Raw genomic sequence first — 20639 nt, 5'->3', positions numbered from 1 at the left:
GGGGTTACAAAGTGAGTATTTCTTCCATCCTTTTATCACTTTTTTTCATTTTGAATATTCTTTTGGCTATCATTGTCATTTTTAAAGAACGGCGCGATGCCAGCGCATCTTGGGCGTGGCTGCTTGTTCTTTTCTTTATTCCCGTTTTAGGCTTTATTTTATACTTATTATTCGGCCATAATCTCAGGCGTAAGCATTTGTTTCAATGGGAGGACCGAAAAAAGATCGGAATTGAAAAGCTGCTGAAGCATCAGCTTGAAGACTTAGAAAACAAGCAATTTCAGTTCAACAACCGGGCAACCTTTGATAACAAAGATTTAATATATATGCTTATCATGAATAATCATGCTGTGTTCACTGAGGATAATTCAGTTGACGTCATTACAGATGGACGGGATAAGTTTCAGCGGCTGCTGAATGACATTTCAAAGGCTAAAGATCATATCCACTTACAATATTATATTTATAAAGGTGATGAATTAGGCAAAAAATTACGGGACGCTCTCATCCAAAAAGCGAAAGAAGGCGTTCAGGTCAGAGTGCTTTATGATGAACTCGGGTCCAGAACGCTGCGAAAAAAGTTTTTTAAAGAGCTCCGCGAGGCCGGCGGGCATGTGGAGGTCTTTTTCCCTTCAAAACTCAGGCCAATTAACTTGCGGCTGAATTACCGGAACCACCGCAAGCTTGTCATCATAGACGGAATAATCGGTTATGTCGGAGGATTTAACGTCGGAGATGAGTATCTCGGGCTTAATCCGAAATTTGGTTATTGGCGTGATACGCATATCCGGCTCCAGGGGACGGCCGTGCATGCCATCCAGACGCGTTTCATCCTTGACTGGAACCAAGCTTCCCATCACCATACGCTGACATATATTCCGAATCACTTTCCTGATTACGGGCCAAAAGGCAACGTCGGGATGCAGATTGTCACAAGCGGACCGGATTCCGAATGGGAACAGATTAAAAATGGCTACATTAAAATGATTTCGAATGCCAAGCGTTCCATTTTGATTCAAACGCCTTATTTTATCCCGGACGCAAGCCTGCTGGATGCTTTGAGGATCGCGTGCCTATCGGGTGTTGACGTCAATATTATGATCCCGAACAAGCCTGATCATGCCTTTGTATACTGGGCGACACTTTCGTACATCGGCGATCTGCTGAAAGCCGGAGCCACTGTCTATATTTACGATAATGGCTTTATTCATGCGAAAACCATCGTGGTGGATGACGAAATCGCATCTGTCGGCACAGCGAATATCGATGTCCGAAGCTTCAGGCTGAATTTTGAGGTTAATGCATTTATTTACGATATCACCATTGCGAAAAAACTGGTTTCTACATTTAAAGAAGATTTGCTCGTATCCAGAAAATACACCTATGAAGAATACCTGCAGCGCCCCTTGTGGATCCGAATTAAAGAATCCGTCTCGCGCCTGTTGTCGCCGATTTTATAAGATGTGCCAAAACCCCGGCCTTTATAGCCGGGGTTTTTCCTGTTGGTCACAGTAAATGATGATCGCCTCCCGCAAAAAAGCGGCAAGACCTTCTCCATATTGATTGATTGCATTTGTAAATCGTTCGTCAGTGATATACACTTCTCCAAGCCCTCTGAAAATGTCGAGCGTGCATTCGTAATGATATTGGCAAATATGATCACGAAACGCCCCCACAGCGGACTGAACCTCTGCATCATCGGGGCCGTGTATCATTCGTGCCGCAATTTGTCTGTAAATCGAATCAAATTCAGCCATGATCGCGCGCCAATCGTCCGCTGAGTATGCGGATGTCCTTTTCTCTGTTTCTTCTGCAATTTCCCTTCCATACAGCTTTCTGACTTCATCAGCGTATGTCTGCTGGTGCTCTTCAATGTCTTTCATGCTTAACCCGGCAAATAAATCCCGCTTATCCATATGTTCTCCTCCCTCAATAGATTGAAGCGTCCTGTCAACCGTTTGAATCATCTCTTCCATTCTTTGTTTTTTCTTCATCAACATATCCTTTTGCGACTGAAGTGCCGCTTTCCGGTCAAAATTCGGATGATCCAGCATCTCTTTAATATCATCTAGACGAAACCCAATTTCCCTAAAAAATAAAATCTGCTGGAGTCTTTCCAGATCTGCATCACTGTACAAACGATACCCTGCGTCAGTAAGCGCTGAAGGTTTCAGAAGCTGAATATCATCATAGTGATGAAGCGTCCGAATGCTGACACCAGCTATGTCCGCCACTTGTTTGACTTGGTATTTCATAAATAACACCTCCTCTTCTTCTATCGTAAACAATCACGCTGCGTCAGGGTCAATCCCAAAATGTTATTTTTTATATACAAAACTTCTCACAAATAGTGTATAAAAGAAAAGTGAGTATTTTTTTGTAAAGGGGAGCCAGTGTACATGAATCCTGAAACCATGAACAAAACCCTCATTAGCATTTCGAAATGGGGAAAAGCAACAGGCATTTTATTTATTATTATGGGCGCAATTACCGCGCTTTCAGGCGCGTTCTTTTTTCTAATCGGTGCCGTGCCGGGCGTACTGCAAATTATTTCCGGAATCTTTTTGATGCGTTCCGCTAAAGAAGCAGGGCAAATGGCTGAACACCATAGCGGACAGTCTGAGGACTTAATGCTGGAGAATTACGCGAAGTTTGTAAAGATGCAAGGGATTTATTTAATCGTAAGCATTGCTGTATCCATTCTTGCGATTATCGCCTTCTTCGTCTTCTTAATGCTTGGAATTGCTGACGGCCTTTTCAGCGATTATGATACGTACAACACTTATTAATGAGAAAAACCCGGAGGAAGCTCCGGGTTTTTTATTATTCCGCTTCGCTTACCACTGTGAAGCGTTCATTTTTGTGTGCAGGTTGTTCAAGCTCATCCAATACGGCAATGGCATAATCTGCATAGCTGATATAGCTGTCGCCTTTTGCGTTTACGATGACATTGTCTTTTCCTTTTTGGTAAGAACCCGTCCGTTTTCCTGCCGGATCAAAAAATGCCGCAGGGCTGAGGAACGTCCAGGAAATGGAGTCTGTCTGCTGCAAATCTTTCAGGTTCTCCCCTTGATTTGATGCAGTCGGCAAATATTCTTTCGGGAATTCCGGTGTATCCATTAAACGGGTTGTTTTGGCTTCATCAACAAACAGGCTTCCTGCTCCGCCGACGACTAGCAATCTTGTGTTTTTCGCATTCTTTAAGATGCTGATTAGCGCTCTGCCTGCCTCAACATGAAGGTGTTCCTGGCCAGGCGCTGCTCCAAAAGCGTTTACAACCGCTTCGAAAGGCTTGATGTCTTCTGCAGTCAGTTCAAACACATCTTTCTCCAAAATCGCTATGTCCTGTTCCTGCACTTTTGAAGCGTTTCGGACGATGGCAGTCACTTCATGGCCTCTTGTTTTCGCTTCTTTCAAAATCTCATTTCCTGCTTTTCCGCTTGCGCCGATAATTCCAATTTTCATTTTTCATTTCCTCCTTATTTGTAACAATTTTAGTTACATGTTAGCGGTGAGAAGTCATCTCTTTTGATTAAAAGAGATGATTCATAACATCTTTTAATGACTTGCTTGCCAGTTCATTTTCCATCGCTTTTTGCACACTTTCAAATGTTTCATCCAGAGCGATCTGAATTTTTTTCCCTACCGGACATTTCGGATTGGGGTTTTCATGAACCGCAAAGAGTTCCTCTTGCTTTTGGACAGCCCGGTACACTTCTAAAAGAGAAATATCAGCAGGATCTTTTTTGAGGCTTGCACCCGGCACCCCGGCGCGTGATGTGAGAATATCCGCTTTTTTCAGCAGGCTGATCATTCTTCGCACGACTACCGGATTCGTGTTGACACTGTCAGCAATGATTTCTGAAGATGTTTTTTCATCCATCGAGATGAGGGATAAAATATGAATGGCAACAGCAAGACGGCTGTTAATCATGTTTTTCACCACCGTTGTAACTATAATAGTTACATTTGATTCGTTTGTCAACATCTAATATACACTAAATACGGGGTTATTGTGCACCGTTTTTAGTCAATAGAACGGCCGGATGCACTCCGGCCGCGTCTTGTCAGAATAAGAAATATCTTTGTCCAAGCGGAACATAATCGACAGGCTGGCAAGACAATTCCTCTCCGTCAGCGAAGACCTGATAAGTTTTTGGATCAACCTCAATCTTCGGCAATGCTGAGTTCAATTTCATATCCAGCTTGCTCAGCTTTCTGATATTTTTGACAGGAGAAATTCTTTTTTCCAACCCTAAGCTTTCCGCCACACCCCGATCAATGCTTGCTTGAGACATAAATGTAATGGAGGTTGAGCGATTGGCTTTTCCGTAAGACGCATACATTTGGCGCATAAACATCGGTTCAGGAGTCGGGATGGACGCATTCGGATCCCCCATTTGCGCACGTGCAATCATGCCGCCCTTTAAGACAAGTTCAGGTTTTACGCCGAAAAATACCGGGTCCCACAGAACAAGATCTGCGAGCTTCCCTTTTTCCACCGAGCCGACTTCATGGCTGAGCCCGTGAGTAATCGCCGGATTAATTGTGTATTTGGCAACGTAGCGTTTTGCACGCACATTGTCGTTTCTGTTTTCACCGGCAAGTGCACCGCGCTGCTTTTTCATTTTATCGGCTACCTGCCATGTTCTGATGATCACTTCACCGACACGCCCCATCGCTTGGGAATCCGATGATGTCATGCTGATCGCGCCGATATCATGGAGTATGTCCTCTGCCGCAATGGTCGCAGCCCTGATTCTGGAATGGCTGAACGCCACATCTTCAGGCACTTTCGCATCTAAATGGTGGCAGACCATCATCATGTCAAGATGCTCATCCATCGTATTAACGGTATAAGGAATGGTTGGCGTTGTGGATGACGGCAGAATGTTTGCGTAAGAGGCGAGCTTCATAATATCCGGGGCGTGGCCGCCGCCCGCTCCTTCAATGTGATAGGTATGAATGACCCGGTCCCCGATCGCATCGAGCGTGTTTTCCAAAAAGCCCGCTTCGTTAATCGTATCGGTATGGATGGCGACTTGAATATCCGCCTCATCCACAACTTCCATACACGTTTTGATGGCGCTTGGCGTCGTGCCCCAGTCTTCATGAAGCTTAAGGCCGATGGCGCCTGCTTCCACCTGCTCGATCAGCGGCGCTTTATCGGATGCATTCCCTTTTCCTAAGAAGCCGACATTAATCGGAAACTCCTCGGCCGCTTCCAGCATCCTTGCCATATACCACGCGCCGGACGTACATGTTGTCGCTTTGCTTCCTGTAGCAGGTCCTGTTCCGCCTCCCAAAAGGGTCGTCACACCTGAAGAAAGCGCAACTTCCATCTGCTGAGGACAAATAAAATGAATGTGCGTGTCCACTCCTCCGGCTGTTAAAATTTTGCCTTCACCGGAAATCACCTCTGTACCCGCGCCGATGACCATATGCGGATCGACTCCGTCCATGATATCAGGGTTTCCGCTTTTTCCGACGCCAACAATCCGGCCGTCTTTCACACCGACATCCGCTTTGACAATGCCTGTGTAATCCAATAGGACGACGTTTGTGATGACCAAATCCAAAGCGCCGTCTTTGGCTGTAATTCTGCCGTTTTGGCCCATGCCGTCGCGGATCGTTTTTCCGCCGCCAAAGATCATTTCTTCACCATATACAGTGAAATCCTTTTCGACTTCGATCCATAAATCCGTATCGCCCAATCTGATTTTATCGCCCGTTGTCGGGCCAAACAGCTCCGCATATTCCTCCCGTGACATTTTCATCGGATTACACCCTCCATCCAGCCGGCTTGTTTTAAGTTGGCTAACGTTTTTTCTTTGCCGCGTTCATCGATAAACGTGTCGGCCATTCCGTTCAGGCCTCTAATTGTCTTTCGTCCGCCGATTTCCACAAGCGTGACTGTTTTCTGCTCGCCCGGCTCAAAACGTACCGACGTGCCTGATGGAACATCAAGGCGCATGCCGATCGCTTGCTCACGGTCAAATGATAATGCCCCGTTGGCTTCCGCAAAATGAAAATGCGAGCCGACTTGAATGGAGCGTGATCCGGTGTTTTTTACCGCTACCTCCCGTGTCTCACGGCCTTCATTAATCGTAATCGTTCCCTCAGCAATTTGGAATGCTCCCGGCTTCATGACTTCACCTCCGCAGAAATTGGCTGATGTACCGTAACAAGCTTCACTCCATCAGGAAATGTGGCCTCCACCTGAATGCTGTCTAGCATCTCAGGAACACCCTCCATCACATCTTTTTCTGTTAACACATGGCGGCCGGCTTCCATCAGCTCTGCTACTCCCTTTCCGTCACGTGCGCCTTCCATGATAAAACAGGTGATATAAGCGGCAGCCTCAGGGTAGTTGAGCAGAACGCCCCGCGCCTTTCGCTGTTTGGCTAATTCCCCCGCTGCAAAAATGAGCAATTTCTCTTGTTCAACCGGTGTCAGTTTCATCTGTAGTCCTCCTTCTTTTGTCGTATAAAGCGGATGTGGTTACTGCGAATTTGCGGAACATGCAGGCGGGACATCACCTCCCTTTCTTCAAGTACCGGGTCATACGGTAAGATGCCTTTCAAAGCGGCGTGCCGTTTCTTCATCGGCCTTTCCATGGTCGACAACCGTTCCCCTGTCGATCACATAAAGGTAGTCAGCACATGTTAACGCGTTTTCCAGACTGTGCTCGACTAAAACAACGGAAATGTCTTTTTTTCTGGAAATTTCTACGATAACTTGTCTGATTAGTTCGATAATTGACGGCTGAATTCCTTCCATTGGTTCATCAAGTAAAATAATTTTTGGATTTCCCATCAGCGCTCTGGCAATTGCAAGCTGCTGCTGCTGGCCTCCGCTTAAATCGCCGCCTTTGCGGTCAAGCATCTCCTTTAAAACAGGAAACCATTGAAAAATGTCTTCCTTGACCTGCCCCGTTCGCTCCTTCTTCGGAAGCGGCTCTTCCCCAAGCAGCAGGTTGTCACGAACGGTTAAGGAGGAAAAGATGTCTCTTCCCTGCGGAACGTACGCAATTCCCGTTCTTGCCCGTGTTTCCGCCTTTTCGTTTTGAACAAACGTTTGATTAAAACAAATATCCCCCTGTTTTGCCGGAAGCAGGCCTATGATTGTTTTCAGCAAGGTGGATTTGCCGACTCCGTTTCGGCCTAATACAGCGACAATCTGCCCCGGGCGAACCTCCATGCTGAGGCTGTGCAAAACCATCGATTGATCGTAACCGGACGTTACATTCCTGACGGCAATCATGACACACCGCTCCTTCCTAAATACACCTCTGCCACCTCTTCATTGCTTGTGATGTCATCCATCGACCCTTCACAAAGCACTTTGCCTTCATGCATGACCGTGACTTTTCTGGAAAACGAGCGCACAAAATCCATATCGTGCTCGACAATCAGAACAGAGCACGTTTTTGCAATTTCTTCAAGCAGGGCTCCGGTTTTTTCCCGCTCCTTTCCTGTCATGCCGGCAATCGGTTCATCCAGCAGCAAAAGCTTCGGCTCCATGGCGAGCTGCATGCCGATCTCAAGCCATTGCTTCTGTCCGTGTGACAGGCTGCCAGCTGTTAGATCCCATTTGTCATCTAACCCAATCAGCCGCAGGATGTCTATGATCCTGTCACTTTGCTCTTTTGTCATACGAGCTGTCAGCAGTGAAAGGATCGTTTTTTTCTGTTTCATGGCAAGTTCGAGGTTCTCAAACACAGTCAGCTGCGTAAAAACACTCGGAGCCTGAAACTTTCTGGCGACCCCCAGTTTGGCGATCTGATATTCCCGCGCTTTTGTCAGTTCATTCGTTTCTTGAAATAGCACTTCGCCCGAATGCGGCTTCGTTTTTCCGCAAATGATGTCCAGCAAAGTCGTTTTTCCGGCGCCGTTCGGCCCAATTAAAAAATGGATATCACGTTCCTCCACGCTGATATCAGCGCCCTGCAAGGCCCAAAATCCGTCAAACTCAACCTTCACGTCACGGCAGGTAAGTATCGGTTTCATAAGCAGCCGCTCCTTTCTTTTTCGAGGAAGAAAGCTGGGTTCTAATCTTCTCGAACAGCCCGACAATCCCTTTTGGCATATAGAGCACGACGATGATAAACAGCGCGCCGAGGAAGTACAGCCAAATGTCAGGGTAATATTCGCTTAAATAGCTTTTCATGCCGTTCGTTAACAGCGCGCCAAGCACCGCCCCGAAAATGGAGTGCCTGCCGCCGATCGCGACCCACAGCACCATTTCCACCGAAGGGATGATGCCCATCATTTCCGGCGAGATCATCCCATCCTGAAGCACAAACAGCATCCCGGCAATCCCCGCCATCGCAGCAGATACACAGTAAATAAACACTTTAAAAACGGTGGAGTGATATCCGAAAAAACGAACCCTGTTTTCTCCGTCGCGCACCGCCTGCAATAGCCGCCCAAAACGGCTTCTCGTCAGAAACAAAGCAAACATGACAGAAACACCGAGGAAAAAGACTGTCGTAAAATACAAAATCCGCTTTATTGCAGGATCGGCCAAAGCATATTGAAAAACGGTAAAGAAATTCGTGAGGCCATTCGTGCCGCCGGTGATGTCCTGGCTGCCGATGAACAATGTGACAACCACCACCACAACAGCCTGAGAAATCAACGAAAAATAAACACCCTTTATGTTGTTGCGGAAGGTAAAGTAACCGAGTAAAAAGGCCAAAAAAACAGGCACAATAACGGCTGCAGCAATCGCACTAAAAGGATTACTGAACATTGCCCAAATCCACGGCAGTTCACTGACGCCGGTCCACTCCATAAAATCAGGAATGCCTGACGGTGAGGCTTCTATTTTTAAGTACATGGCCATGCAGTAAGCGCCCAATCCGAAAAAGACGCCATGTCCCAAACTCAAAATGCCTGTATATCCCCAAATCAGGCAAATGCCGACCGCCACAATCGCGAAGCATAAAAACTTCGCCAACAGCCCTAATCGAAACTCCTGCAGAAAGAACGGAGCGGCGATAAAAAGGGCAAACATCACCAGATACGGACTGAATTGTGAAAACCGCTTCATCCGGTTCCCTCCTAATCAAGTAATCTCGTTCTGACACTCGCAAGACCTGAAGGCCGCCATTGCAGAAAGAGAATAATAAATGCAAACACGACTACCTTTGCAATCGTAGCGCTTGTGGAATACTCAACGAATGTGCTCAGCAAACCGACCGTCACCGCGCCGATAATGGTGCCTTTTAATTTTCCAATTCCGCCTAATATGACGATCATGAAGGCATCGACGAGGTACGACGAACCGAGAGTAGGCCCGATCGAACCAAGCAATGTGAGTGAGCTCCCCGCGATACCGGCCAGTCCGCTTCCGAGCGCGAAAGCCAATGTATCTGTTTTTCTCACAGATACGCCGAGACACGATGCCATGCTCCGGTTCAGCGTAACCGCCTGCATCCTCCGCCCCGCAGAGGTTTTAAATAAATAGAAACCGAGCAGTGCCAGCGTAAAAAGAACGAGCGCCAAAATAAACAGCCTTTTATACGGAAAGGTAACCGAAAACAGCGTCACCCCTCCCGTCAGCCACTCAGGTGACTTGACGGCCACATTCGGCGCGCCAAAAATCGATCTTGCTGCCTGCTGCAGTATCAAGCTCACCCCCCACGTCGCCAAAAGGCTGTCGAGCGGACGGTCATATAATCGCCTGACAATCACTTTTTCAATGACAATCCCAATAAGCGCCGCAACCGCAAACGCCATGATGATTGCGAATAAAAAATAGTAAGAAAACAGAGAAGCCGGCAAATAACTTAAAAACAGCTGCTGAACGACATATGTCGTGTAGGCTCCTGCCATAATCAGCTCACCGTGTGCCATATTAATAATGTTCATCAAACCGAATGTAACGGCTAATCCAATCGCAATGAGAATCAAAATAGAACCGAGACTGATCCCGTTAAATAATTGAGTAACGACGACAGACATGCTCCGCCTCCTCCCCCGCAAACGGCTTTGATTTATTTAGATAACCCCTTTGCCCAGTCGTACGTTTTTAAATATGGATCAGGTTTTACCGGTTCACCTGAGTTCCATACTTCTTTAAACTGTCCATCCCCCGTGATTTGCCCGATTCTGACCGTTTTGTAGAGATGCTGTGTATCCCCGTCAATTTTCACTGTGCCGCCCGGTGCCTTGAATGCAATCCCGTCAGCGGCTTTCTTCACCTTATCGACATCAAAGGACTTGGCTTTTTCAACAGCCGCCGCCCAGAGATAAACCGCATTATAGCCGGCTTCAATCGGATCGCTCGTCACCCGGCTATCACCGTTCATCTTTTTATAGCTTTTCACGAATGTTTGATTTTCGCTCGTATTGGTTGTCTGGAAGTAATTCCACACCGCATAATGTCCTTTTAACACATCAGAGCCGATCCCCCGAATTTCTTCCTCAGCGACACTTGCCGACATGACAGGCATATCATCAGCCGATATCCCCGCATCTTTCAGCTGTTTGAAAAACGCCACGTTGCTGTCGCCGTTTAATGTGTTAAAAATGACATCAGGCTGTTTTTCTTTGATTTTGCTGACGAGCGTACTGTAATTGGTGTGGCCTAGCGGCGTATACTCTTCACCGGCAATTTCTCCTCCGTCCGCTTTTACTTGTGCTTTAATGATTTTATTGGCTGTTCTCGGGAACACGTAATCTGATCCGATCAGAAAGAACTTCTTACCTTTATTTTTCAGCAGCCAATCGACAGCCGGCACAATTTGCTGATTCGTCGTTGCTCCGGTATAAAAAATATTAGGTGATGTCTCCATTCCTTCGTACTGCACCGGATAGAACAGCAGGCCATTGTTTTGCTCCACAACCGGAAGCATGGCTTTGCGGCTAGCAGATGTCCATCCGCCAAAAACAGCAGCCACTTTGTCTTGCTGAAGCAGCTTTCTCATTTTTTCCGCATATGTAGGCCAGTCTGAAGCGCCGTCTTCCACGACGGGTTCAAGCTTTTTGCCGAGAACTCCGCCTTTTTGGTTGATTTCTTGAATCGCCATTAACTCTGCATCATGGACGGACACTTCGCTGATCGCCATTGTCCCGCTTAGTGAGTGAAGAATCCCGACCTTCACTGAATCCCCGCTTGTGTCGATATCAACTGTTCTTTTCGCACTTCCGCTGGCTTCTGACACTTTCTTCGGCGCAGCACACCCCGTCATCAACACCATGATCAGAAACAACAGAAAAACAGCCTGTATTCCAACCCCTTTGTTTTTCATTCAGAACCTCCCTTTGTCATGTGATGTTACAAAAGTTAACAACTCATGTCATTATTATATAGAAGAGGTTCATTGATTCAAAGAATATTCCAAAAATTTAGATACTTTAACCAAATCGATTGCTTTTTTTGTTACATTTATTCACATTCAAAAAAGCACACAAAAAAAGACAAGAAACATATCGTTTCCTGCCTCTTTCGTATGATTAATCTTTATTTGTGAATGTATCCTTTGCTTTCCCGATATCCTTTTGGATCTCGCCTTTTGCCTTATCCTTTTTGCCTTCAGCCTGCATGTCCGTTTTATCGGTCATATCTCCGACTTTATCCTTCGCTTCTCCTTTGGCTTTATTTAAGCCGCCTTTCATTTTATCTTTTACACTATCGTTACCCATGTTGATTCTCTCCCTTCATTATGTGTGTACTTGTTACCTTCCCGATCTGAGAGGCGGTAAACATTTGAATGTTACTTATCGATTTCGTAGCGCTCTCCGTAGCGGAGCACCTTGTAAATCGCCAGACCGTCTGATGACTTTTTCTCTGAATATCGAACCGGCAGCAGGGCGAAAAACACATAATACGTAGAAAAATAGACAAACTGATAAAAAAACATATTCGGTTTTAATACACTGTGTATAATTAGCAAATTGACTATAAAAATCGTTATCAGGTTAAACAGGCTGCCCCCGGCATACACAAGTGCATGCGAGAACCGATTGTCGGTTTTCAGCTCACCAAACCTGCAAAAGGAATCTATGAAATAGATCGCTCTGATCCGTATCGGCCCAATCTTGAACAGCGTTTTGCCCATCCCAATATCCAACGATCCTTTTCCGCCAAAAATAAGTGCCATGAAGCTGTGCCCTGAAACATGTATGATCTGTACAAGCGGCAGAACAATGAGGAAAGACCATAGAAACTTCACCATATCATTGAAACCGAACATCGAATTCCCCCTCACGCCTGTCATTGACCCAGGCACCGTCTAAACCCGGCTATTTTGAATTTGATCAAAAGCATATGTAGCGAATTTTCCTGTTCTGCCCGAAAATAAACGTTCCGATGCTCTCCTTTTTTTGTATATAAAAAAACCATCTGGCAGCAGATGGTTTCGTCTTACACTTGATATAAACAGTCGTTTCTTTGGATCATTTCTCTCATACTGACTGCTTTTTCATAAAAATACACCGCTTCTTTGTAGTGTTCGCGATGACTGAAATAGGAGGCAGCATCCAAAGCGAATTCTTCAATATATACGTAAAGGGCTTTTTCTTCCATATAGTCAAATACTTCTTGAATCATATCTACATTAACAGATTCCACATATAAGGCCTGCAAAAATTTATATTTCGCCAGACTGAAGAAGTCGTTTCGTTTTTGGGCGATGGCAATCCCTTTTTCATAGTACTGCATCGCAGCTTGGACATCTTGCTTTTTGAAAAGAACGCGAGTCAGGCTGAAGAGCGCTTTTGGAAGCTGTTCCAGCTGATGCTCTTCAAAGACAGGAAGCGCTTTTTCAAAGTATTCCGCGGCTTGATCCAGCTCTCCTTTGTCATCATAGCAATTCCCGATATTATAGAGGGCTGATCCGATCAAACGGGGCTGTCCTTCCAATAAAGCCAGACGATACGCGTCATCCAAATGCTCAAGCGCTTTTTCATAATGTCTGTAGTCAATGTAGTTTCCTGATATGACGAAATGGCATTGAATTCTTCTGACTCTGTAAAAGTCGTGAGCCTTGTATGTCTCAAGCGCCTGTACGGCGTGGTTCATGGAAAAGTGCGTCTGCTTCATGATATAAAAGACTTCCGCCACTTTAAAATGAAATTCCGCTCTTTCAATTTCATCTTCTACAAACGCGAGCATCTTCTCAGCTTTCCGATAAAAGGATATAGCCGAGATGTAATTGTTCTGTTCAAATTCGTACATTCCTCTGAACAAGTGAAAATAATACTCAGATAATCCCGAGATGCTGTCCTGATTGCTTTCCAGCGTTTTGATCAATTCACGATATTGAAGCTGAGATTCCTCGTGCAGGTCAGGCTTTACATAATCCAGCATAATTTGGTGCCGGTAACTGATCAGCTGATAATACAGGAGAAGCAGCTGATCCTCTTCCATCTGTTCTATGTCTTGATCAATCTCTTCCTTCAGCTTAACGGCATCAGCCACTTGAAATGCTAAAATGTGCTTGTACCACTTATTGATTTTCACTCCTACTTGAGATGACGGGATCTCGTACGCGGCCATGCCCCTCCAACCCTTTCTATTTTCTAATTGGTTATATTTTATCATAATGTATGGCTTTGGAATTAAGATTTCTTACAATGATTCCTTCCTTATGCCTATCTTTATATATTTCGGTTTTTGTAAGTATTTTTTGCACTTGGATGTTTATAAAAAAAGCTTATCGGACAGTGCCGATAAGCTTTTTATTTCATATTAACCGCCAATATAAGACATTTCCACTTTCTTTTTGCCTGATGCTTTTGATAGAGTACGATCGACCGAATACTGATCGATCCGATTTTTCCATACGGTGCCGATCATCTCTGACAGTTCGTCATCACTTAATTCCTGACGAACTGGCCCTCTGAGGTCAAATCCGCTTGAAGCGAATAAGCAGGTAAACAGCTCCCCTCTCGCAGAAAGACGGGCCCTGTTGCATGATCCGCAAAATGCATCAGATACAGATGATATGACGCCGATTTCTCCAGATCCGTCCAAGTAGCGGAATCTGGAAGCCACTTCGCCTTTATAATTCGGCGCTATTGGTTCAACCGGCATGTGTCCATTGATCAAATCAATGATTTCCGCCTTTGTCATGACGTCCTTCTTTTCCCATTGGTTGGTGTTGCCCACGTCCATAAATTCGATGAATCTCAGGATATGCCCTTTTTCTTTAAAATAACGGGCCATAGGCAGTATATCTTTTTCATTGACGCCCTTTTGGACGACCATGTTGATTTTAACACCGAGCCCCGCTTGCTTCGCCGCTTCAATGCCTTCCAGCACCTTGCTGACAGAAACCCCGCGTCCGTTTATCTTTTTAAAACGCTCGTCCTCTAAGGAATCAAGGCTGATCGTGACCCGTTTCAGCCCTGCTTCCTTGAGCTTCTCCGCATAAACAGGCAGCAGGGATCCGTTTGTCGTCATCGCAATATCATGGACACCCGGAATGCGGGCCAGTTTTTTGATTAATTCCGGCATATCCTTTCTCATGAGGGGCTCTCCGCCGGTTAAGCGGATTTTTTCAACACCGAACCTTGTGACAAATAGCGTCGCAAGCCGTTCCAGCTCTTCAAACGAAAGCAGCTCCTCTTTCTTTAAAAAAGGATAATCCGGGCCGAATAATTCGGCGGGCATACAGTACGTGCATCGGAAGTTGCAGCGGTCTGTAACAGAAATGCGAAGGTCTCTCAGCGGTCTGTTCCTCTTATCCAACATCTGACGCGATTCTGTAATCATAGCTACAGCCCCTTCCTATCCCCTGATTCTCTCAGGGTGTGTATATACATTAAATGATCCGTTTCTGACAAATCCGATCGCTGTGATATTTAATTCTTCCGCCATTTGAATCGCAAGCTCCGTCGGGGCCGATTTGGAAATGACGATCGACACGCCGATTTTTGCCGCTTTCAACAGGACTTCTGATGAGATTCTTCCGCTGAACACAATCAGTTTGTCGCGGACGGACATCCCGTTCAGAAGGCAGTGTCCGTATAATTTATCAAGCGCGTTGTGCCGGCCGATATCTGTGCGCATTAACAGCAGTTTCTCTGTGTCGCAAAGCGCCGCATTATGAACGCCTCCCGTATCCTGAAACGTTCCGCTCCCTTGTTGCATGTCTTTCATAAGCGCCAGACATGCTTCAGGCGATATCTTGATTTGGCTGACAGCCGTTTTGGCGGTTTTGACATCCTGCTGAAAATAAAAATGGCGGCCCTTTCCGCAGCATGAGCCGATCACCCGTTTCGTATAATCCTTTTGATCCAATGTATCAGGATGAACAAGATCGACATAAACAAAACCGAGACTTTCATCTATTGTAAACCTTTTAATCTCTTTTTGAAATCGTATAACACCCTCTGATGCGAGAAATCCAATGACAAGCTCTTTGATATGCTCCGGCGTACAAACGAGCGTCACAAATTCACTTCCGTTCAGTATCACTGTCAAAGGGTATTCCGTCACCATCCGGTCTTCTATTTTGCTTATTTCCCCTTGTTCATAGCGCCATACATCCCTGACCGCAGTTACTTTATCGTTCAATGTCTCTTCCCCTCCGCAATGTTCCTGCCTTTATATTTTTTCACACTCCTCGGATTTTGTCGAATTCTGAGACACAAAAAGAGCCCTCTATATAAAGGGCTTTCACAGGATGTGATGACGGCGGTGTTTAGGCAGGACGCCTAAGCATTTAGCCGCCGTTCCTTTTATAACACGTGAGCACCAATGTGCATTGACAACGAACGCGGGGTTTGTCGACACGCTGAGAGCCCTCTATATAAAGGACTCTATGTTTGATTATGCTGATTTTTTTTCAGGATCGTAAACAGCACAATAGCTGCGATCAAAGTGAGCATGCTGACAAAAAAGAAGGCTGCCAGTTTTAGAAAAACACCGAGCAATATGAATGCCACGGCGGCAATAAGAAAAATCATTCCTAATAATTTCATATGTTCAACCCCTTTTAAGGGTATCATTCCCGCCCAAGCTGTTTTTAAACCAATTAAAAAAGGCGCCTGGGGGAGCGCCTAATCGTTAGGTTCTTTACTCAGTAAATTTTTGTGCTTCTTTTTCCCAAGCCTGTTCGAACTCATCCGCACTGTTCGCTGAAATATATTCTCCGCCGCCAGCAACAGCCGCTTGTTTCATCTCTTCATTACCTTTGATATCAAAGTTGAAGCCAATGATGTTTACAATGGTATCCACATTCGATTCACGAAGCTTTTCAATTTCCGCTGCGGGGTCTCCGCCGCACGTTTCTTCACCGTCAGTGATTAAATACACCACGTTTTTCCCGTCAGCGTCAAATGCTTCAAATTCTTTTCTTGTATCTGAAAGTGCTTTGGCAATCGGTGTCCAGCCAGTCGGCTTGATCTCACTCAATGAATTGTCAAACAGCGATCCTTCATATGGATGAAGGCCGTAAATGGTTTCCGTCGTACTGCATGAAAGAGCTTTGCCGGACAATTTATTGTTTCCAGCATGTCCGAAAACGCGAAGCATGAGATTTGTATCCTTCGGAAGAAGCTCGGCAAAAGACTTTACTGATTTTTTGGCAATGTCTATTTTGCGCTCTCCCCCTGTTTTTTGAATCATACTTCCGCTTCCATCAAACAAAACAGCTACATTTGTGTCAGCCTGTTTCTCAGCGGCAAAAGACGGGGACGCAAAGGAGACAGTCAGCAACCCAATGATACCGGCAGCCAGCAATTTTTTCATATTATTCTTCCTTTCTTTATCATATTTTCCAACTATAGTTGGATTCCTCTTTATGCTAGAATATGAAAATGCAAAAAGATATAGGGCAAGCTGCCTTTTGTGCCGCTTTCACTTTCTATTCAAAATCGCTTGAAATGCCGATGATATTTAGCCTTTTTCGCCCAGAAAGCATATACAGTTTGTGACATCATTCATTCTTTTTTCGCCTGGATCATCACAGAAAAACGGAAATCTGCTACTATGCTACAGGCTGACACCTGATTACTTTTGAACATTATGTTACATACAAAAAAGAGGCTGACCACTATCAGCCTCTTTTTTCTTATTTAGATAGCATCAATGATTGCTGAGTGAAGATTTTCTCAACATCTTTTTGAGTATAAGCAGGGAAGTATTCACCGCCGCCTACTTTCGCAATTGCGTTCAGCTGGCCTTTGTATCCCTCTTTATAATCAAAACCGATCACATTAACAGTGATATTGTCTTTATGCAGTTCTTTTGCTGTTTTAATTGGATTTCCTCCGCACGTTTCCTCACCGTCTGTCAACAGATACACTACTTTTTCCCCTTTAGTATCAAGCTGGTCGAAAGAAGATTTCGCCTCGTTCAGCGCTTTGGCAATTGGCGTCCAGCCAGTCGGCCCAATTGCATTGAGAGAATTGAGGAAGCTTTGCTCGTTAAAGCTTTGGAAGCCGTATACGTTACGGATGGATTCACAAGATTGAACCTTTCCGGAATTTTTATTGTTTCCTTCTGAACCAAACACACTCATTTTCACCTGAGTTCCTTCCGGCAGTGAGCTTGCAAACTTAGAAATTTCTTTTTTAGCTGAATTAAATTTAGATACACCGTCTATTCTTTTCGCCATACTTCCGCTGGCATCAAGCAAGACTGCAACGTTTGCCGGAGCTTCAGCCTCCGGTTCTTTCTTTTCAGCCGCAAAAGCAGGTGAAGTTAATCCAAATAACAATCCTGTCATCATGATCAGTGAAAATCTTTTCTTCATGTTCGTACCCCTTTACAAGTTTGTTTCTGCGTGCAGATGTTCAACGCTGAACATAACTTATCGTAATCGACAAAAACAGAGAAATAAATAGGGCGGGCTTCCCCATTGCTGTTGTTTACTTTTGCATAGAAACCTTTGTTTTTATTAGTGATTTCCGCCTAACACTACTATGAAAAAAGAAGATTGTCGGCCTTTCGGCTTTCGTTATATGAGTCTGTCGAAGTCTGTCGATACATGTGGATTACTTTACCACAATCTCAAAGTCATAAATCAGGAAAAAGGGCCTTGTCGCTCTAAAGACTGTCAGGAGCTTCTCTAAACAGTTTTAACCGCTCTTAGATAAAAAGACATTCAGGAACAGAAAAAGACGCTCAATGAGCGTCTTTTTTACTTCTTCGCCATATATTTATTCAAAAACGAATCTGCATCTGAAATTTGTGTGCCTTGGTAATAATACTTCACAATTTGATCAACCGTTTTGCCTTCTTTCGCCATAAAATTCGCGCCATATTGGCTCATCCCGACACCGTGGCCAAATCCTTTCGTCGTGACTGTAATCGTGTCTCCGTTTCGCTCCCATACAAAATCGGCTGAATTGAGGCCCAGCTTTTCACGGATGTCTCTACCTTTCAGCGTCTTGCCGTTAATAACGGCTGTTGCGACCTGGTGGCCCGGCGTCTCTCCGGTAATCTTTCCGACTGTGCCAGACCCATCCAGCTTGACGCCAAGCTTTTGCTCAAATTCTGAGGCTGTAAAGGTTTTCGTTGCCTTATATTTCGGAGACTTTTTATCCCATGAGCTTTTGACGCTTTTTAAATATGGGATGGCACTTGTCCAATAGGCTTCTGCGTTTTCAGTGTAGCCGTTGCTTGTGGAGAAAAAAGAGGCTTCAATCGGCTGGTTGTTGTACGTTAAAATTCTGCCTTGTGTGCTGGCTACCGCATCTGTGATTTTCTTCAGTTTTCCCTCATAGCTCGCGCCCCACTGTTTTTTCAGCTCCGCTTTGCTTTTATACACCTGGAACATCTGTGTATCATCCACCAGCGAGCCTTTAGGAGCCTCCACTGCTGAATTTGAGACCATCAGTCTGACAATAAACGTTCTGGCGGCGAGAGCCTGGGCTTTCAGCGCTTCAGATTCAAAGGTTGCCGGCATTTCGGAGGCGACGACTCCAATGACATACTCTTCAAGCGGAATGTCTTCTACGGATTGATTTGCGGTTCGATAGACGGGAATAGAAACAGGCGATGCTTTCAACGTTTCCGCTCCTTTTGATGCTGGTTTCGTGCTGACTGCTGTCTTTCCTGATTCTACGCTGGCCCCCGCTTCTTTGTTATGCTGGAACGGAATGACCAAGAGTGTGGGAATCAAGAGAATCAATGCACATAGTACAGATAGTGTGATTACGAATTGTTTCATATTCAGCTGCCTCCTGCTCGGGATTCGACTCTAGTCTAGTCTATGGGCAGGGACAAGCTAATATGACTCTCGTTTGGGACAGAAACTTTATTTGTCATTTACGTATTCTTTTTTGCTATTTTGCGCATAATGATGATAATACACAAAAAATAAAAAAACCAGTATGCCAGAATGACATACTGATTTTTAGGTAAGTTTATGCGTTTAAGTCAGAAACGACTTCTTTGTTCTCTTGCTCAGAAGCAGACTCATCATTTACACGTTCGATGTCTGCGCCAATAGCTGCAAGCTTCTTATGGAAATCAACGTAACCACGGTCTAAGTGCTTCAGTTCAGTAACACGTGTATGACCTTCAGCCACTAACCCCGCAAGAATCAGCGCTGCACCTGCACGCAAGTCAGTCGCTGCAACTTCAGCTCCCTGAAGCTGTACAGGGCCATTAATGATGACAGAACGTCCTTCAATCTTGATATCGCCATTCATACGGCGGAATTCTTCCGCATGCATAAAACGGTTTTCAAAAACAGTTTCTGTAATCATGCTTGTGCCGCTTGCACGAAGCAGAAGCGCCATCATTTGTGACTGCATATCAGTCGGGAAGCCCGGGTGAGGCATTGTTTTAATGTCGATCGGTTTGAGTTCTTTCGGGCCGATGACACGAAGGCCTTCACCTTCATCCTTAATCGTTACACCCATCTCTTCCATTTTGGCAATTAAAGAAGTGAGGTGTTCAGGAACCGCTCCTTTAACTAATACGTTTCCTTCAGTGATTGCAGCAGCAACCATAAATGTGCCCGCTTCAATGCGGTCAGGAATAATATGATGTTTTACACCGTGAAGCTTTTCGACTCCTTCAATTTTGATGGTGCCAGTGCCAGCTCCGCGGATTTTTCCGCCCATGCCGTTGATATAGTTTGCTAAATCAACGATTTCGGGTTCTTTCGCCACGTTCTCCAGCGTTGTTGTTCCTTCAGCTAGAGCGGCTGCCATAATCAGGTTCTCTGTAGCTCCTACACTTGGGAAGTCCAGATAGATTTTTGCGCCTTGCAGACGGCCTTTTACTTCAGCTTCGATGAAGCCATTGCCGACTTTGATTTCTGCGCCCATTGCTTCAAAACCTTTTAAATGCTGATCGATCGGTCTGGAACCAATTGCGCATCCGCCTGGAAGCGCAACTCTTGCATGACCAGTACGCGCAAGAAGCGGCCCCATGACAAGCACGGACGCACGCATTTTACGTACATATTCAAAAGGTGCTTCAGTTTGCAAAGCGTATGAAGCATTTACAGTCACTTCATTATTTTCAAAATGCACATCTGCTCCTAAATGACGCAACACTTCGTTAATTGTATATACATCGGAGAGCGTAGGTACATCACAAATTACGCTTTTTTCTTCACTTGCTAATAAAGATGCAGCGATAACAGGTAAAACGGCATTTTTAGCGCCTTCAACTTTGACTGTGCCGTTTAACTTTCGACCGCCGCGGACGATGATTTTTTCCAAGGT

The 20639-nt window shown here is 45.2% G+C and carries 23 protein-coding genes; 2 read left to right on the top strand and 21 right to left on the bottom strand.

The features are described 5' to 3' along the window. Nucleotides 1-11 precede the first annotated feature (11 nt). On the top strand, nt 12-1460 hold the full coding sequence (cls, locus tag AC0DBE_RS18500; protein ID WP_014115473.1) for a cardiolipin synthase: 1449 nt from the start codon (nt 12-14) through the stop codon (nt 1458-1460). 21 nt (nt 1461-1481) lie between these two features. On the opposite strand, the gene AC0DBE_RS18495 is transcribed toward cls, so the two are convergent. Next, nucleotides 1482-2255 (bottom strand): MerR family transcriptional regulator, encoded by a 774-nt coding sequence (locus AC0DBE_RS18495; protein ID WP_326200295.1) that lies wholly within the window; start codon nt 2253-2255, stop codon nt 1482-1484. A gap of 144 nt (nt 2256-2399) precedes the next feature. Between AC0DBE_RS18495 and AC0DBE_RS18490 the strand changes: the two genes are divergently transcribed. After that, a complete protein-coding gene (locus tag AC0DBE_RS18490) occupies nt 2400-2789 on the top strand; it encodes a DUF5362 family protein (RefSeq protein WP_014115475.1) in 390 nt (129 codons plus the stop codon). A 34-nt stretch (nt 2790-2823) separates the two neighbouring features. Here AC0DBE_RS18490 and AC0DBE_RS18485 read toward each other — a convergent pair whose 3' ends face one another. The 20 genes from AC0DBE_RS18485 to murA form a co-directional block, all read right to left on the bottom strand. Then, on the bottom strand, nt 2824-3465 hold the full coding sequence (locus tag AC0DBE_RS18485) for an NAD(P)-dependent oxidoreductase (RefSeq protein WP_472963251.1): 642 nt from the start codon (nt 3463-3465) through the stop codon (nt 2824-2826). A 67-nt stretch (nt 3466-3532) separates the two neighbouring features. Further along, complete coding sequence (locus AC0DBE_RS18480) at nt 3533-3934, bottom strand: Rrf2 family transcriptional regulator (RefSeq protein ID WP_072565405.1); 402 nt, start codon at nt 3932-3934, stop codon at nt 3533-3535. A 133-nt stretch (nt 3935-4067) separates the two neighbouring features. Further along, nucleotides 4068-5777 carry an urease subunit alpha gene (ureC, locus tag AC0DBE_RS18475; RefSeq protein WP_472963248.1) on the bottom strand — a complete coding sequence of 570 codons (1710 nt, stop codon included), beginning with the start codon at nt 5775-5777 and terminating at the stop codon, nt 4068-4070. Continuing rightward, complete coding sequence (gene ureB, locus AC0DBE_RS18470) at nt 5774-6148, bottom strand: urease subunit beta (protein WP_014115479.1); 375 nt, start codon at nt 6146-6148, stop codon at nt 5774-5776. Before ureB ends, ureC begins: the two co-directional genes overlap by 4 nt. Further along, a complete protein-coding gene (gene ureA, locus AC0DBE_RS18465) occupies nt 6145-6462 on the bottom strand; it encodes an urease subunit gamma (protein ID WP_003227724.1) in 318 nt (105 codons plus the stop codon). Before ureA ends, ureB begins: the two co-directional genes overlap by 4 nt. A gap of 99 nt (nt 6463-6561) precedes the next feature. Beyond that, nucleotides 6562-7263 (bottom strand): urea ABC transporter ATP-binding subunit UrtE, encoded by a 702-nt coding sequence (urtE, locus tag AC0DBE_RS18460; RefSeq protein WP_014115480.1) that lies wholly within the window; start codon nt 7261-7263, stop codon nt 6562-6564. Beyond that, nucleotides 7260-8009 (bottom strand): urea ABC transporter ATP-binding protein UrtD, encoded by a 750-nt coding sequence (gene urtD, locus AC0DBE_RS18455; RefSeq protein ID WP_268455890.1) that lies wholly within the window; start codon nt 8007-8009, stop codon nt 7260-7262. The genes urtE and urtD overlap by 4 nt, the downstream gene beginning before the upstream one ends. Continuing rightward, on the bottom strand, nt 7984-9054 hold the full coding sequence (gene urtC, locus AC0DBE_RS18450; protein ID WP_242733720.1) for an urea ABC transporter permease subunit UrtC: 1071 nt from the start codon (nt 9052-9054) through the stop codon (nt 7984-7986). Before urtC ends, urtD begins: the two co-directional genes overlap by 26 nt. A gap of 11 nt (nt 9055-9065) precedes the next feature. After that, nucleotides 9066-9968, bottom strand: a complete 903-nt coding sequence (gene urtB / locus AC0DBE_RS18445; protein ID WP_014115483.1) for an urea ABC transporter permease subunit UrtB — start codon at nt 9966-9968, stop codon at nt 9066-9068. A 32-nt stretch (nt 9969-10000) separates the two neighbouring features. Further along, on the bottom strand, nt 10001-11257 hold the full coding sequence (gene urtA, locus AC0DBE_RS18440; RefSeq protein WP_472963239.1) for an urea ABC transporter substrate-binding protein: 1257 nt from the start codon (nt 11255-11257) through the stop codon (nt 10001-10003). Nucleotides 11258-11462: 205 nt separating this feature from the next. Continuing rightward, nucleotides 11463-11651 carry a CsbD family protein gene (locus tag AC0DBE_RS18435; protein WP_014115485.1) on the bottom strand — a complete coding sequence of 63 codons (189 nt, stop codon included), beginning with the start codon at nt 11649-11651 and terminating at the stop codon, nt 11463-11465. Between the two features lie 71 nt (nt 11652-11722). Next, nucleotides 11723-12202, bottom strand: coding sequence for a hypothetical protein (locus AC0DBE_RS18430; RefSeq protein WP_014115486.1), 480 nt, complete (start codon nt 12200-12202; stop codon nt 11723-11725). A 170-nt stretch (nt 12203-12372) separates the two neighbouring features. Further along, nucleotides 12373-13506: a response regulator aspartate phosphatase RapB gene (gene rapB / locus AC0DBE_RS18425; protein WP_014115487.1), complete on the bottom strand. Its 1134-nt coding sequence runs from the start codon at nt 13504-13506 to the stop codon at nt 12373-12375. A gap of 192 nt (nt 13507-13698) precedes the next feature. Further along, the gene (gene moaA / locus AC0DBE_RS18420) at nt 13699-14724 is read right to left on the bottom strand and encodes a GTP 3',8-cyclase MoaA (RefSeq protein WP_372402242.1); all 1026 of its coding nucleotides are present in this window, start codon (nt 14722-14724) and stop codon (nt 13699-13701) included. Nucleotides 14725-14739: 15 nt separating this feature from the next. Further along, nucleotides 14740-15528 carry a formate dehydrogenase accessory sulfurtransferase FdhD gene (gene fdhD / locus AC0DBE_RS18415; RefSeq protein WP_072565410.1) on the bottom strand — a complete coding sequence of 263 codons (789 nt, stop codon included), beginning with the start codon at nt 15526-15528 and terminating at the stop codon, nt 14740-14742. A 245-nt stretch (nt 15529-15773) separates the two neighbouring features. Further along, the gene (locus AC0DBE_RS18410) at nt 15774-15935 is read right to left on the bottom strand and encodes a hypothetical protein (protein ID WP_014115491.1); all 162 of its coding nucleotides are present in this window, start codon (nt 15933-15935) and stop codon (nt 15774-15776) included. Between the two features lie 94 nt (nt 15936-16029). Beyond that, on the bottom strand, nt 16030-16704 hold the full coding sequence (locus tag AC0DBE_RS18405; protein ID WP_014115492.1) for a vWA domain-containing protein: 675 nt from the start codon (nt 16702-16704) through the stop codon (nt 16030-16032). Between the two features lie 322 nt (nt 16705-17026). After that, on the bottom strand, nt 17027-17710 hold the full coding sequence (locus AC0DBE_RS18400) for a vWA domain-containing protein (protein WP_014115494.1): 684 nt from the start codon (nt 17708-17710) through the stop codon (nt 17027-17029). 387 nt (nt 17711-18097) lie between these two features. After that, the gene (spoIID, locus tag AC0DBE_RS18395; RefSeq protein WP_014115495.1) at nt 18098-19129 is read right to left on the bottom strand and encodes a stage II sporulation protein D; all 1032 of its coding nucleotides are present in this window, start codon (nt 19127-19129) and stop codon (nt 18098-18100) included. A 196-nt stretch (nt 19130-19325) separates the two neighbouring features. After that, on the bottom strand, nt 19326-20636 hold the full coding sequence (gene murA, locus AC0DBE_RS18390) for a UDP-N-acetylglucosamine 1-carboxyvinyltransferase (protein ID WP_072181854.1): 1311 nt from the start codon (nt 20634-20636) through the stop codon (nt 19326-19328). Nucleotides 20637-20639: the final 3 nt, after the last annotated feature.

It is taken from the genome of Bacillus sp. VA15, assembly GCF_055721145.1.
Note: the sequence above shows the minus strand (reverse complement) of the source record. Positions and strands in the feature narration are given on the sequence as shown.

Excerpts from the sequence above, each read along its gene's own strand:
- ureC (WP_472963248.1), bottom strand. The coding sequence starts at position 5,777 with ATGAAAATGTCACGGGAGGAATATGCGGAGCTGTTTGGCCCGACAACG.
- ureB (WP_014115479.1), bottom strand. The coding sequence starts at position 6,148 with ATGAAGCCGGGAGCATTCCAAATTGCTGAGGGAACGATTACGATTAAT.
- AC0DBE_RS18400 (WP_014115494.1), bottom strand. The coding sequence starts at position 17,710 with ATGAAGAAAAGATTTTCACTGATCATGATGACAGGATTGTTATTTGGA.
- AC0DBE_RS18485 (WP_472963251.1), bottom strand. The coding sequence starts at position 3,465 with ATGAAAATTGGAATTATCGGCGCAAGCGGAAAAGCAGGAAATGAGATT.
- AC0DBE_RS18430 (WP_014115486.1), bottom strand. The coding sequence starts at position 12,202 with ATGTTCGGTTTCAATGATATGGTGAAGTTTCTATGGTCTTTCCTCATT.
- AC0DBE_RS18435 (WP_014115485.1), bottom strand. The coding sequence starts at position 11,651 with ATGGGTAACGATAGTGTAAAAGATAAAATGAAAGGCGGCTTAAATAAA.
- urtE (WP_014115480.1), bottom strand. The coding sequence starts at position 7,263 with ATGATTGCCGTCAGGAATGTAACGTCCGGTTACGATCAATCGATGGTT.
- AC0DBE_RS18410 (WP_014115491.1), bottom strand. The coding sequence starts at position 15,935 with ATGAAATTATTAGGAATGATTTTTCTTATTGCCGCCGTGGCATTCATA.
- ureA (WP_003227724.1), bottom strand. The coding sequence starts at position 6,462 with ATGAAACTGACACCGGTTGAACAAGAGAAATTGCTCATTTTTGCAGCG.
- AC0DBE_RS18490 (WP_014115475.1), top strand. The coding sequence starts at position 2,400 with ATGAATCCTGAAACCATGAACAAAACCCTCATTAGCATTTCGAAATGG.
- urtB (WP_014115483.1), bottom strand. The coding sequence starts at position 9,968 with ATGTCTGTCGTCGTTACTCAATTATTTAACGGGATCAGTCTCGGTTCT.
- spoIID (WP_014115495.1), bottom strand. The coding sequence starts at position 19,129 with ATGAAACAATTCGTAATCACACTATCTGTACTATGTGCATTGATTCTC.
- urtC (WP_242733720.1), bottom strand. The coding sequence starts at position 9,054 with ATGAAGCGGTTTTCACAATTCAGTCCGTATCTGGTGATGTTTGCCCTT.
- rapB (WP_014115487.1), bottom strand. The coding sequence starts at position 13,506 with ATGGCCGCGTACGAGATCCCGTCATCTCAAGTAGGAGTGAAAATCAAT.
- AC0DBE_RS18495 (WP_326200295.1), bottom strand. The coding sequence starts at position 2,255 with ATGAAATACCAAGTCAAACAAGTGGCGGACATAGCTGGTGTCAGCATT.
- AC0DBE_RS18480 (WP_072565405.1), bottom strand. The coding sequence starts at position 3,934 with ATGATTAACAGCCGTCTTGCTGTTGCCATTCATATTTTATCCCTCATC.
- moaA (WP_372402242.1), bottom strand. The coding sequence starts at position 14,724 with ATGATTACAGAATCGCGTCAGATGTTGGATAAGAGGAACAGACCGCTG.
- AC0DBE_RS18405 (WP_014115492.1), bottom strand. The coding sequence starts at position 16,704 with ATGAAAAAATTGCTGGCTGCCGGTATCATTGGGTTGCTGACTGTCTCC.
- urtD (WP_268455890.1), bottom strand. The coding sequence starts at position 8,009 with ATGAAACCGATACTTACCTGCCGTGACGTGAAGGTTGAGTTTGACGGA.
- urtA (WP_472963239.1), bottom strand. The coding sequence starts at position 11,257 with ATGAAAAACAAAGGGGTTGGAATACAGGCTGTTTTTCTGTTGTTTCTG.